The sequence below is a fragment of the Bartonella sp. AP331QHHD genome (genome assembly GCF_042195905.1).
Taxonomy (GTDB): Bacteria; Pseudomonadota; Alphaproteobacteria; order Rhizobiales; family Rhizobiaceae; genus Bartonella.
In genome coordinates, this window is the sequence record NZ_JBHIPG010000068.1 from 1 (window position 1) to 15,291 (window position 15,291).

Consider the following 15,291-nt stretch of genomic DNA (forward strand, 5'->3'; position numbering starts at 1 on the left):
AATGACCTTTAAGCCCCGCGGTAAAAACACACCATATTTGGCAATCTCTGGATTGGCTTCCAGTGTGGCTTCTAAATAGCCTTTGAGTAAACCAGCTTTCCTCCGGTCTCTGAACACTGCCATGGCATGGTGAAAGCAGAGGAGATCGAGGCTCATATCCTCTAGCTCTACAACAACATGTTTTTCTGGTATCTTCATAGAGGTTGTCCCACTTGGATTTGTCTCTCTTGGTATTGTCCTTGTGGTTTTCCGCCATTAAAAAAGGGCAAGAGCGTAATGGAATAGCGGATGCGCTGGGATTGACCAGAGCGACTGATATAGTCATGGTCTTTATTGATCGTGGTGATTACTACGGATCCATGGAGAAGGACACTATAGGTCGTATCATTAATCCAACGAAGCATCTGCACCGGCTTTGCTCTTCGGATAGTTGTAGTGATGGCATCTATCGCTACCCGGTCCCCAAATTCTTCTGGAAACCAAACCCCATGAATGGTTTTTGCATCATTGCCATAGCCAGTAAATTGCAAACTGGGTGCCTTGCCAAAACGCTCCATACAAACCCATGAGGCAGAAAACTCTTCTTCAAAAGATTGGAAATTTAGCCAGTCCACATAAAATTGATGCGGTCCTAACATCATCAAAGGATCTCTCATAGGCTCCCTCCCCTCATTCTGTCCCGCCATGCAGCGCATTGGCACGTGCCCGTTGCCAAAGCATGGGCAACCGCACGACCAGTGGCCATGGGTTCACGCGCCCCATTAACATGCACTGTGACATTTTGATTGTGTGTGATGGGGGAACGGTCTTTGTCTCTTTGCTCTCTCGCAGAGTAATTGGCATGCCCCGCCNCTGTGACATTTTGATTGTGTGTGATGGGGGAACGGTCTTTGTCTCTTTGCTCTCTCGCAGAGTAATTGGCATGCCCCGCCCCCTCAAATTGTGCAATCGGTTGGATGGACGTTTTACCTCCCAAAAAACTTGGCAAAAACTCTCTTACATCAATCGACCCAATCCACTCCTTAATGCGGCTAGGCAAAGATTTACAAAAATCGCTCAACTTTGTGATGGGTGCCATAAAACCATCGACAATCCAACTTGCTAAATCTTCGCCGGCTTGTTCCATACTTGCCTTGGCAGCATCAGAGAGCTTTTCGCGGGCAAAAAAGCTCTTTCTAAACTGGAACTTCTTAAAATCCCCTTTTTACACCTCTCTCAAAGCAAAGATAAAACTGCCAAAACACGTGAGAGTCATCTAAGGATAATTGCATGAGACCATAACAGCTATAAACAGACTCCAATATTTGTATCATATTATTGTAACGATTTACTTACGTATAAAAGAAGAAGATAAAATTGTAATACAACTAAAAGTTCATACGGTTAATCAAGAGAAATTATATAGCATCACAAAACATCAATTGTTTGAAGATTATAAGTAAAAAATTGATCAAAATAAAAAGCTTTTCTTATGAAAAAGACAAGAGTTGCCCATGAGTAGATATTATAAACTCTAACAAAGGGCATAACTTGATAATTATACCGCAACAAACTAATAGAAACAGCCTTCTTGATAATTCTGGACAACATGTGCTAGCAAATTATGAACACACCCTTGACAAACTCCCCTTTCTTCAAAGATGAAAGCCTAAAAAGAAAAAATAGAATAACAAACCATTATTCTGCTTTGTATTAAAGCTCAGTTCACATTAAACCATTGCACTTATAGCGTATAACCTGAAATCTTAACAGCTTTGAAAAAGATATAAAAAAGATGTCTGATTTTTCACTCTATTTCTAAGTAACATTTAGACACTCCTACTGCTCTTCAAGTCCGCACATATAATACGTTTTTTCCCTCATGCTTTAAGACAAAGAAACAAATCCTATTATAACTTACTGCAACTTGCCGAAAATTGGGTGTCTTTCCCTATAACACCAAGATCTTTAATTAAAAGCGGTTTTCCTATTTCTCCATTATAGGCTTTAACGTGAATGGTCTTGCCTTTCACATCTATGAGGTAATAATCTCCATTAAAAAGCGCACCAGCTGTATAGATAGGGATATTTCCAAAAACCTTATCATTTTTCGCACGGCAATAAGACTGATAATGCGTGTGACCCACGAAGATTGCTTTAACATTATGAGAGGTAATAATTGACTTAAAGACCGACAAATCTTTAGCATTCTTTTTACGAATAAAAAAGGATTCACCATCAATGGAAGCAGCACGCGCATCATGAAAATTAATGATTGTCACTTTACCTCTTGCATCAGCAGCAGCTAAATCGTTCCTAAGCCAATCTGAAGATTTATTGATTTGCACTTCTGTAGACTGCCCCTTCAAACCAACCGTATAGCTTGGATAATTGTGAAGCTGCACATAGTGAACATCTCCATAATCCCAAGAATAACTCAAACTCCCCCTTATCGAGCGAATATTTCCACCCGAAATGGGAACCAAGCTTTCAGTAACATCTGCATTGAAATGCGATAATTGACTACGGTATTTTTTGATTTCCGATACCATTCTTGAAACTGCACTTATAGCACAAGCATCTTTGTAAAAGCTGAATTCTTGAGGATTTGTACAATTACCAACATTATTGGCATAATCGTGATTTCCTAGCCCCTCATAGACAGGTGCTCCAAGAGTTTTATAAACATTTTCATAATCATCATAGTTTTTTTGTTGTCCAAACTCCGTCAGATCACCATTGACAATATGGAATGCAGCTTTGTGCGCTTTTATCACACCAGCAACCTGCTCATTTATCTTTAACCATGGCTCTCTGTTTGATATTCCATTGGCATCACCAGAGTTTAAACGCCACGGTTGCGGATCAGCCATAATGATAGCAGTATAATTTTTTGTAAGAGACTTTTCTTTCATCGACCAATCCATGAATGCATCATGATGAAGCCTCTTGTCTCTTTTTATTTTTTCAGAATCAAGATTAAAACAACCAGAGAGAGTAAAAGCAATCACGGTGATTACCAATTCAACTTTATATCTCATAAACCTATCACCATAAAAACGTTACATATTTTTTATATTAAAAAATTCCTCAGAGACAATTTTTTAGATTTTATTGTCAAAAATATGTCAAAAATTCGAAATAACAAAAGCAATAATCCTTCAATGAAGGTGCACTTTGATGATATAAAAGCACTGTTGATTTCAAGCCTTCAACTTGAAGCATCTTCATTGATTAAGATTTATAAGCTTGGGCTCTGGCTCTTTCAAATGTCATCGATACATCAACAGCTTATAAAAACTTAGTCGTATACTATTAAAATATCCCCAACAGGAGAAAAAATGTATTCTTATACTAGAGCACCCAACTCCTTTGGATATCAAGATCAAATATATTAGAATATTATGATAAATAAGGTATAAATAATCAAAAGTGCTAGCAATAGTGTTTGATTATTACCGTCATCACTTACTTTGACAAGTTATAAAAATGCAGAATTATTACAGAAAATACTATTATTACTTTATAAAAAAATAATATAACTTATGTAAGTATTATAATAATATTTATAATTTCTATAATATAGATTTACAATAAATTTAATTATATAATATAAATAATTACAAACACACTGTGTGTTAAATGTAAATTCATACAAATTTAATATTATTTATTTTTTAATTTTGACAAAAAACCAAAAATGTCTTACCAAATAAAGACAATTATCGAAATTAATAACAACTATCCATTTTCACTTCTTCTTATGAAGTTTGCGGGGAAATGAATATTTGGGGGCTCTCATAAGGAGAATACTGGTGTATAAAACATCCCTTTTATCATGCACAGCTGCGGCTGCTATCATACTATTCAACATCCAGTTCACTGCACATGCTGAAACTCTTGACGTTGCCAACGAAGAAAAAGATATATCCGGAAAAACGTACGAGACTATTTATGTAAAAAACAAAGGAAAAATCACCGGCAGTACTGTAACTGTAACTGGAAATGAAAACACAAATACAGACACAGGTAGCGATAAATATGTTGTAACAGTTGAAGGTGCTAACAGTGCGCTTGAATTAAATAGCTTAAATATTCAAGGCACTGATTCTGATGTTCGTTTCGGTATTTCTGTAAAAGACGGCGCTAACATCAACCTGACCGGGGGGAACATTACAGCTTCTCAAACTGGCGTTTATATTGATGATAGTAAGAATAGTAGAAATATACTGCAAAATGTAGTGATATCAGATAATAAAAATGAAGCATCATCACTCTTTGGAATAGAAATAAACAACGAAAGTTTTATCACTTTAGAAAATGTAACAGTTAAGCAAGCCGAAACTGGTATACTTGCGGATGTCGTTTCTCAAGTTATAGTATCCGGAGGATCATTCGAAGGTAAAATGGATGGCGTATATGCTATGGGCGGCACCACCATTACTGTAGATGGCGGTACTAACATTACCTCATCTAATGGTAACGGACTCCATGCCGATGATGAAAATACCACCATAAAAATGACTGGGGGAAGCGTAACTGGAAAAGACGCAGCATTGTATACAAACGACGGTGGTCATATTAAAGTCACGGGTGGTACTCTAACAGCTAAGGAAGATACCACAAGTGCACCTACTACAGAAGGGGATAACCCTGCATATAATAAGGGTACTAAAATTGAGAGTGGATTCGGCGCATTGTCTCAAGGTGAAAACAGTGTGATTGAATTATCTGATACAAAGATCAATGATGCGACAATCGGGTTAAAAACACAAGAAAGTGGCGCAATCGCAATGACTGGGGGAAGCATTACAGCGTCCAAAGTTGGTGCATTCTTTTTAGATAGCAAAAGCAAAGAAAACGAACTGAAAGATGTAGTGATATCAAGTGGGAAAGATGATGCGCCACTAATCAATGGAATCAAGGCAACTAACAGTAATGTCACTTTAAATAATGTAACAGTGACGCAAGCACAAACTGCCATAGATGCATATGATTCCACAGTAAAAGTCTTAGGAGGATCATTTGATGCAGAAAAAGCAGCAATATTTGCTCAAAACGGCGGCAACATCACTTTAACAAACGGTGCAAAAATTACATCATATAACGATGCTGGACTCTATGCGGAAGGTTCAAAGTCCATCATCGAAATGACAGGAGGGAGCGTAACAGCAAAAGAGGAAGCAATAACGACAACATACGGTGGGCATATTATTGTCACAGCTGTCACCCTAAAAACAAATGGTGATGGACTTGGTGTAGCTTCTGATGACCTTGGTAGCATGATTGAATTACTTGGAAAGACAACGATTAGTGATAGTGCAATCGGGCTTCAAGCACAAAACGGTGGTGTAATCAAGATGACTGGGGGAACCATTACAGCTTCTGCAGCTGGTGCTGGCTTCTTAAACAGTAACAGCCGTGAAAACAAACTAGAAAATGTGACAATATCGAGTGGTAAAGACGATGCGCCACTGAACTTTGGAATAAAAGCAGATAAAGGTACCGTCACTTTAAAAGATGTAACAGTGACTCAAGCAGCCGCCGGTATATTTGCAGATCATGATTCGACAATAACAATCTCGGGAGGATCATTCCATGCACAAAATGCAACAATATCTGCTCAAAACGGCAGCGCCATCACTTTAACAAACGGTGCAAAAATTACATCATCTGATGATGTTGGATTATATGCTAAAGATTCAAACTCCTCCATCACAATGATAGAAGGAAACGTCACGGGAAAAGCGAGTGCTTTGGTTGCTGAAGATGGTGGTCATATTACTGTTACAGATGTTACCCTAAAAACAAATGATAGCGATAAGTCATTTGGTGTATTTTCTAATGGCGCAAATAGTGTAATTGAATTGCTTGGAAAGACCACAATTAGTGGTAGTGCAATCGGGCTTGCATTCCAAAATGATGGCGCAATCAAGATGATTGGAGGAACCATTACAGCTTCTGCAGCTGGTGCTGGATTCTTAAACAGTAACAGTCATGAAAACAAACTAGAAAATGTGACAATATCGAGTGATAAAGACGATACGCCACTGAACTTTGGGATAAAAGCAGATAAAAGTACCGTTACTTTAAAAGATGTAACAGTGACTCAAGCAGCCGCCGGTATATTTGCAGAGAATGATTCGACAATAACAATCTCGGGAGGATCATTTCATGCACAAAATACAACAATATCTGCTAAAAGCGGCAGCACTATCACTTTAACCAATGATGCAAACATTACATCATCTGATAATGTTGGACTCTATGCAGAAGGTTCAAAATCCACCATCACAATGACGGGAGGAACTGTCACGGGGAAAGGTAATGCATTGGTTGCTGAAAATGGTGGACATATTACGGTCACAAATGTGTCTCTAAATGTTACAGATGTATCTCTAGGTGACGAAGATATATCGTCTGGTGTATTTTCTGTTGGTGAAGGCAGTGTAATTGAATTACTTGGAAATACAACTATTAGTAATAGTGCACTCGGGCTTCAAGCACTAAACGATGGTGCAATCAAGATGACTGGAGGAGCCATTAAAACTTCTCTAGTTGGTGCTGGCTTCTTAAACAGTAACAACAGCGAAAACAAGCTAGAAGCTGTAAAGATATCGAATAGTAAAGACGATGCGTTACTGAACTTTGGAATAAAAGCAGATAAAAGTACCGTCACTTTAAAAGATGTAACCGTCATGCAAGCAACCAATGCCTTAGTTGCAGATTATCACTCGACAATAACAGCCTCAGGAGGATCATTTCATGCACAAAATACAACAATATCTGCTCAAAACGGCAGCGCCATCACTTTAACCAACAATGCAAACATTACATCATCTGATAACATTGGACTCTATGCAAATAGTTCAAACTCCACCATCAGCATGACGGGAGGAACCGTCACGGGGAAAGGTAATGCATTGGTTGCTGAAAATGGTGGACATATTACGGTCACAAATGTGTCTCTAAATGTTACAGATGTATCTCTAGGTGACGAAGATATATCGTCTGGTGTATTTTCTAATGGCGAAGGCAGTGTAGTTGAATTGCTTGAAGGAACAACGATTAGTAATAGTGAAATTGGACTTACAACAAACGATGGTGGCGCAATAAACATGACTGGAGGGACCATTAAAACTTCTCTAGTTGGTGCCGGCTTTTTAAACAGTAACAGCGGTGAAAACAAGCTAGAAGGTGTGAAGATATCGAATAATAAAGACGATGCGTTACTGAACTTTGGAATAAAAGCAGATAAAAGTACCGTCACTTTAAAAGATGTAACAGTGACTCAAGCAGCCGCCAGTATAGTTGCAAATGATCACTCAACAATAACGGTCTCAGGAGGATCATTTAGTGGACATGATGTAGGAGGAAGCGCCGAAGCCAGCAGTACGATTATCTTAAAAAACAATGCTAACATTATATCATCTAATGGCGAAGGACTCCTTGCAGACGGTTCAGGATCTAAGATCATAATGACGGGAGGATCCGTAGCCGCGAACAAAACAGCGTTATTCGCAATCAACGGTGGGCATATTGATGCCACAGATGTTGCTCTAACAACAGAGGGAAAAGGAAGCGGTGCATTTGTAAGTGGCAATGACAGCACAATTCAATTGCATGGTGATACAATAATTAACAATACTTTGGACGGCCTTGGAGCAGTTAACGGTGGTAAAATCATTAGCGAAAACTTATCGATAATCGGTGGTGAAGCACTTGAAGGCTCCGACAACGAACGCACTGGTATATGGACATCGGACTCTGGTAGTGAAGTTAGGTTAATGGGCAAAACAACCATTCAAAATGTCGATGAAGGGTTTTATGCAGACGGTGGAAGTCAAATCATTAGCGGAGATTTAATTATAACCGGTAGTGAAAGTAAAACAATGACCGTTGGTGTAAACGTTGCAGAAACTGATAGTTTAATTAAGTTAAATGGTAAAACAATCATTCAAAATTTTGATGTTGGTCTTTTTGCAGGAAATAATAGCACAATTAAGATGACGAATGGTTATATTGGAGCAACAGAGAATACAATAAAAAATAAAATAGAAGCAAAAAAAGTTGCACTATGGGCGGCATTTAACGGACATATTGATGTCGTGAATACTTCTATGATAGCAGGAGTTGCTGGTTTGCAATTTATAGCTCTCTCTAATCCTGATTTAGATTATCCAGATGATCCACAAAAACGTAAAAGCAGTGAAATCAATTTAACCAATGCAGATATTCACGTTGAAAATGGCACAGGAATTTTTGTTGGAGCTTTTACTAACACAAACATGGAAGATATTCCAACTTTATCAATCGGTACAGCAAATCTCAAAAATTCAGAAATCCATGCTGATGTATTGTTAGGAGATGGTCTTTTCGAAGATCCAAAATCTTGGAAAAATGACAATTATTGGAACAATAAAGAGGTTAAAGCGATCTCCAATGGCACCTTCACCTTAAGCGCTGATCAGTCTACTCTAGAGGGCAGAGCGAATATTGCTAAAAATAGAACTGTACGTTTTGATCTAAAAAACAAGACAACATGGACACTAAAGACCAGTACAAAAGAAAAAGATGCTGATGGCAATCTGCTTGATATTGCTCAAAGATCACGTTCTGATATTTCCACGCTTAATCTCGATAACAGCTCTATTGTTTTTGATGGACTGGTAGAAGATCATTATCACACATTGCATATAGGATCTGGTAAACCAGATACGCAAACAGTCTACAACGCCTCTGGTAATGCAAAGATTTACTTCAACATTGCTTGGAGTGATGGCGTAGCAAGTGCCGATCAAAAAACCGATAGACTTCTGATCCACGGTGATGTCTCAGGCTCCACAACAGTTTATATCAAAAGCGATTCAGGAGATGAAAGTAGTGTAGTCAATGCTGCTGATCCTTCAAATATAGGTGGCCTCTCGCTCATTCAAGTATCTGGAAAAGCACAAGAAGACTCTTTCAAACTCGTAAATGGCTATACCACAAGAAATCGTTTGCCTTATAAATATACGCTAACGGCCTATGGACCAGAGTCAAGCCACGGTACAGCCGATGTTGCACAAAGCCTCTTTGATGAAAAGAATGAAAATTTCTGGGATTTCCGCTTACATAAAGAAATTCTTGAAACGGATTCTGGTTCTGGTCCAAGTGTGATCGTCCCTGTAGCACAAACGGCCAGTTACTTAGTCATGCCAAATGCTCTCTTCTATAGTGGATTAACGGATATGGCTAAACAAAACGCGCTTTTAGCCAATATCAGAACATCTGTCTTAGGAAAAGAAGAGGAAAAACAAACCGGTTTCTTCCTCTATACTTACGGAAACACAGGAACCTTATCTTCTGAACGCGGACCTCTCAAATATGGTTATGGTGCTGATATCCGCTATGCTGCTCTCCAAGCCGGAGTCACATTCGCAGCATTAGAAGGACAAAATACCACAACACATTTCGGTCTTGTAGGCACCTATGGGCGGCTGTCTTTCACTCCAAAGGACATAGCGGATGCCAGTAAGAACACATTGGATAAATGGTCACTAACAGCTTATGGCAGCGTGCAGCATGACAATGGTTTCTATATGGATACACTGTTATCCTATGGAATTCTAAAAGGAGATATCGGCAATGCTATCATTGGCAAAACCGCAAAATTGCAAAATGCCAAAATGTTGAGTATCTCCACCACTGTTGGCAAAGAGTTTGCAACCGGAATGGAAAGTTTAACATTTGAGCCACAAGCACAAATTGCCTATCAACATTTGATGTTTAATACCATTGAAGATGCTGATAATTTTACCGTTGATATGAAAAATCCTTCTCAATGGTTAGTACGCATTGGTGGACGTTTGACAAAAACCATTTCCACTGAAAACAACCGTCCGATGTCTTTCTATGGAAAAGTAAACTTGATCAAAACCTTTGGTGATGATAGTACCATTCATATTGGCAGAGATTTTGACCTTGATCCTATGGGACCTGCAATTGAAGGCGGCGTTGGCATCAATGCACAACTCTCCCACAATTTCTCGCTTCATGGTGATGTAAGCTATCAACAAAAGCTTCAGAAAACTGGTATAAGTGGTGCAAGCTTTTCAGGTGGTATACGCTATCAGTTTTAAGGAAAGGAAATTCTTCTCGGAACCTCTTATTTTAAGCAGAGCAGCCTGTGCCCTACATGAGAAGGAAAGCACATGTACAAGCGTATGAGACTGAAAAAAGTGTAAAAGCGAGCGTTGCTTTCCCGTTCGTTTGCACAGAAAGGCTGCACAACTCTGTATTGTGCAGCTTTTTTAATTTTCTATAATATTATGTAGCCCTTTTGTTGATATTACCTCTTGTAAATAAACCCTGCTTTTCTTTTCTGCTAAAGTCCTTTTTATTCCTTAAAGAAACCTCTTTCTTCTTCATGCAGTAGATGTACTAGCTTTTCTTTAAAGGAATTCCCTTCACCTCTTTACGGCAGAAGATCTGCTGCAAAATACCTTTTTGCGCAGAAAATCCAATCAGGCATAACAAACATAACACAATGCTTTGTACTCAATTTATCTAAAATGCTCAGGAAATCATAAAGAAGAGCTAAAGCTTTATCAATCATCATAAGTATTATTTAAGTATATACATAAATATATTTTAGATATACAGAAAACAAATATTAAATTCATTATGTGATTGAAATTATAATAGTTTATATTTAATAATTTGTTTTATAAATTATAAATTACATAGTTATTTACAAAATAAAAAACCATTTAATAAAAATTTATTATAGAATACAAGTAAATAATAAATTTAATATATAAATGTAAAAATAAATAAAGTATAAAATTATATTATATTTTATTATTAAATAATATTTTTTATTTAATAATAAAATTATATAAATACTTTATATAAAAGTTAAAATAATATAACCTCCCGATGAAAATTGTGTGTTCTTTATCCTTTTTATAAGCGGGGAGAGAATATGCGGAGGCTTATAAGTTAAGGAAAATCTTCATGTCTAAAAAATTTTTACTATCCTGTACAGCTGTTGCGACAATCGCGCTGTTTAGTGCTCATACTAATGTAAAAGCCGAAAAAATCTTAATGAATTTTCATGGAATAACTGAGGAAGCATCCAACTTCACTGTTGGCGGTATAATAGTGATAAAAGGTAGTGGAATAATTGGAAAAAATTTAGCAATAATTCACGACAGCAAAAACATGGAGGACGACTGGTTGAGCACTGTACGCATTATCGAACCTAATAGCTTTCTTGACTTATCAGAATCAACGATTAAGGCTAAAGAAATCGGTGTGATGGCAACAGACGGTGGTATAATAAAAATGAATGCAGTAGGTATTATTGCTCCTACAGTAGGCTTATTTCTCGAAGATAGCAAAAGTGATAAAAACAAGCTGAAAAATGTGACAATAACGAGCAGTAAAGATGACTTAATGGAAAAAGGAATAGCTCTTTATAAGGAAAGTAAAGTCATCTTGGAAAACGTAACAGTTACTCAAGCAAAAGTGGGTATAGAAGCGTTGGATAATTCTCAAACAACGGTATCAGGAGGATACTTTAATGCAAAAGAGCATGGAATATACGCTGGTACAGGCTCTACAATTACTTTAAAGAACAATGTTACAGTGTCCTCTGATGAATATGGCCTCAATGCAAATGGTGCACAATCCAAAATCACGATGATTGGGGGAACTGTAACTGGGAAAAAAAATGCATTAGTTGCAGCAAATAGTGGATATATTGATGGCATAGATACCACTCTAATGGCAGATGGCAATGGAAAAGGTGCATGGGCTAACGGCCCCAACAGTACAATTGAATTGCATGGCAATACAACAATTAAAGAAGCTGCAATCGGACTTGAGGCAAAAGACAATGGTATCATCCAAATGACAGGAGGATCTATCACTGTTTCCGAGACAGGGGCTTCTTTTGAAAACAGCAAGAGTGACAACAACAAGTTAGAAAATGTCGTGATAACAAGCAGCAGCGATGATAAACCGATAACCACAGGTGTAAGTGCTGATAAGGAAAGCACGGTTACTTTAAAAAATATCACCGTTAAGAACGCACAAAAGGCTCTCTTGGCTAATGATAATTCCCAAATAACGGTAACGGACGGCGGTTCCTTTGGCGGTGAGGTACAAGCCAAGCAAGGCAGCACAATTACTTTAAATGATAATGTTATAGTAACATCTGAAAATAATGGGCTTCATGCAGATGGTGAACAATCTAAAATCACAATGACTGGAGGAACTGTAAAAGCAAAAGAAGCTGCATTTGTCTTAAAAGATGGCGGATATATTGATGTCACAGATATTTCTGCGAAAGCACAGTGCAATGGGATAAGCATTGATGACTCCAAAAACGATCAGACTTCAAGAATCAACCTGACCAATACAAACCTTTTTGTCGAAGATGGAACGGGTATTGTTGCCAACAATTCATCAAATGGTAAACTCAACCTCAAAGATTCAAAAATCAGTGCCGACAGGTTATTCGTGGGTATAACTCATGATACGCCAAAACCTGATCAAATCTTTACACTCACCGCAGAAAACTCTCTCTTACAGGGGGGAGTAAGAAATGACGAAAACAGCAGAACAACTTTCGATCTCAAAAACGATACAACATGGTTCGTAAACACTAGCACAAAAGAAAAAGATGATGCGGGCAAGTTACTTGATATTGCCCAAAGATCTCATTCTGATGTTTCTATACTTAATCTCGACAATAGTTCCATTGTTTTTCAACAGCCGACAGAAAACCATTATCATACATTGCATATAGGTTCTGGGAAACCAGACACGCAAGCAGTCTACAATGCTTCTGGTGACGCAAAGATTTCTTTTAATGTTGGATCTGTTGAGAGCTCTGATATAATCGATCAAAAAAATGATCGACTTCTGATCCAAGGAGATGTCTTAGGTACAACAACAGTTTATGTTATGAGTGATTTCAAAGATAGCAATAATATAACAGAAGCTTTTCACCCTTCTTCTAATACCAGTGGAGTTTCGCTCATTCAAGTTTCCGGGAAAGCAGATGAAAATTCCTTCAAATTAGCCAATGGTTATATCCAAGCAACTGGTTCACCTTATAAATATAGGCTTACCGCTTATGGACCAACATCCAGCTATGGTGCTGCAAATGAAACACTAAACCTGTTGGGAGAAAATGATAATTTCTGGGATTTCCGTTTGCAGAAATTTATTTTACCACAAGTAGCGAGCTATTTGGCCGTACCTAATGCTCTCTTCTACGCTGGTTTTATCGATATGGCTCAACAAAGTACTCTGTTAGCTGATCTGAGAACAACAGCTATAGGGATCGAAGATAACGTCAAAAAAAATGGATTCTTTCTCTCTTCCTATGGAAGTATCGCAACCCTATCGTCACAACAATATGGCTATAACACAAACATTCGCTATGCTGCTACACAAGCAGGTTTTACAGCTTCTGCACAAAAGAGCCAAAATACAATCCTATATTGGGGTCTTACCGGAACCTATGCTCAATTATCCCTCACCCCCCAAAATATAGAAGATGCAGACAAGAGTACGCTTAACAAATGGGCAGTCACAGCCTACAGCGGTATAGAGCATAATAGCGGTTTCTATATGGATACACTCTTCTCTTATGGGATCTGGAAAGGAAATATCTCTACAGCCATCGCTAACAGTACCACTAAAGTCGATGATATAAAAATGTTAATTGCCTCAACAACAATAGGTCAAAAATTCACAACGGGTATTAAAGCCCTCACGTTTGAACCCCAGGCACAACTTGTTTACCAGCGTCTAATCTTTAATGCCTTTTCTGATGCTGATAATCTTAAAGTTGATATCGGTGAACCTTATCAATGGTTAGTACGCATTGGTGGACGTTTGACAAAAACTACTACCTCCACAGAAAAGAACCGTGTCATTTCTCTGTATGGAAAAGTGAACTTTCTCAAAACTTTTGGTGATGATGGTAAAGTACAGATTGGCGACACCTTTCCCCTTGATCCTACAGGATCTTCTATTGAAGGTGGGCTTGGCATCAATGCAAAATTGTCTCGCAGTTTAGCCCTCCATGGTGATATAAACTATCGAAAAAAGCTGCAAAAAACTGGTATATCCGGAACAAACTTTTCAGGAGGGATACGCTATCAGTTTTAAGGAAAGTCTGTAAATAGCCTATTCATTCTATTCAATTTAACAAAAAAGGCAGTATACATACTGCCTTTTTAATCTATGTAAGCTACTATTCTTATCCCCTGAAACTTTTTTCTTTTCTCCTCAATGATCTCCTTCCCTCCTATTTACACGAGTCACGCGGCATATTCATTATCGAATTTGTCTATAAAGCTAAGCAAAGTGTATTTTTAGATAATAAAAAGAAGACTACATTGGAAAAGATAATGATAAAAGAAACTCTCTCTTCATACCTTTTCTATGTTTATCCTCCTGTTTCTTCAATCCATTAGCTTAACACCACCCTGTAAGGATTCATTTATATGTCCATGTACCGTTTTTAGGCAAACCATTTTGACAATGCTTATCCCTCTAATTCCATACAGTATATTGATTTATAAAGATAATTCTTTGTTTTCCATGTTGAATGAGAGTCCCTAATATCGTAGGATTCTCTCATTTCAAACTTGTTTTATGTTGAAACAATTAAAAATTTTCTTGCACGTTACAAGCAGGGCTGGCGTGTGGAGAAAAGTTATATAAGAAAAGCCTGAGAAGTCCTCTCATGAACTGTCTCAAGAACCAAGGGCTTGTCACAAACATTGGGAGCTAGCAAAGTGCGATGGGCTTGCTCCTTCGTAAGCGTAAAGATGATGGAACTCTATGGCTTTAGCGTTATAGCATTCATGAACACCATCGCGAAATGGGCTGTGCTTCCTTAGAAAAATGGACTTTGGTACCCTTAGCCTCTTTAAAGAAAGCCTGTGAATAGCCCCCTCATCTCTTCTTCTTATAGCAGAAAAAATTTGCTGATCGTTTTGGTGAGTGCATCAAATAATACATCTCAACGCTATAGAGCTTTTTATAACGATTATCTTTAATAGACAATTTTTAAATATCATACTTCATAGTGCTTTTAGCATAAGCTTAACCAAGCTAGGTTTTATGAAATCCACTTTTCTCAACTTTTTATGATCATGAAAAAAAGTTTTTCTGAAGCAAAACTTCAAATCATAGAGAACATCATCGATATAATTCGTTTTGTTATTTACAATAAAAACATAATGATATAGAAACTGTCTGGGTACTTGCGCCATCAGGGGAATGAAGTAAGCATCAAAGCATACC

The 15,291-nt window shown here is 37.8% G+C and carries 5 protein-coding genes and 2 pseudogenes; 3 read left to right on the forward strand and 4 right to left on the reverse strand.

Translation table 11 applies throughout. The features are described 5' to 3' along the window. The 4 genes and pseudogenes from ACFIMS_RS08240 to ACFIMS_RS08255 all read right to left on the reverse strand — a co-directional run. Window positions 1–198 (reverse strand): tail protein X (locus tag ACFIMS_RS08240; protein ID WP_375696613.1); only part of this gene is annotated, 198 nt, incomplete at its 3' end. After that, on the reverse strand, window positions 195–656 hold the full coding sequence (locus ACFIMS_RS08245; RefSeq protein ID WP_375696614.1) for a phage tail protein: 462 nt from the start codon (window positions 654–656) through the stop codon (window positions 195–197). The genes ACFIMS_RS08240 and ACFIMS_RS08245, both read right to left, overlap by 4 nt. Before the next feature lie 13 nt (window positions 657–669). After that, window positions 670–1,168, reverse strand: a pseudogene (locus ACFIMS_RS08250) (hypothetical protein); the annotation flags it as partial. Between the two features lie 721 nt (window positions 1,169–1,889). Continuing rightward, the gene (locus tag ACFIMS_RS08255) at window positions 1,890–3,020 is read right to left on the reverse strand and encodes a metallophosphoesterase (protein ID WP_375696615.1); all 1,131 of its coding nucleotides are present in this window, start codon (window positions 3,018–3,020) and stop codon (window positions 1,890–1,892) included. 774 nt (window positions 3,021–3,794) lie between these two features. Between ACFIMS_RS08255 and ACFIMS_RS08260 the strand changes: the two are divergent. From ACFIMS_RS08260 to ACFIMS_RS08270, 3 genes and pseudogenes are all read left to right on the forward strand, one after another. Further along, a pseudogene (locus ACFIMS_RS08260) lies at window positions 3,795–6,200 on the forward strand (beta strand repeat-containing protein); the annotation flags it as partial. A gap of 585 nt (window positions 6,201–6,785) precedes the next feature. After that, entirely contained in the window at window positions 6,786–10,100 is a 3,315-nt protein-coding gene (locus tag ACFIMS_RS08265; RefSeq protein WP_375696617.1) for an autotransporter outer membrane beta-barrel domain-containing protein, read from the forward strand. Between the two features lie 877 nt (window positions 10,101–10,977). Then, entirely contained in the window at window positions 10,978–14,148 is a 3,171-nt protein-coding gene (locus ACFIMS_RS08270; protein ID WP_375696616.1) for an autotransporter outer membrane beta-barrel domain-containing protein, read from the forward strand. The last annotated feature ends 1,143 nt before the right edge of the window (window positions 14,149–15,291 follow it).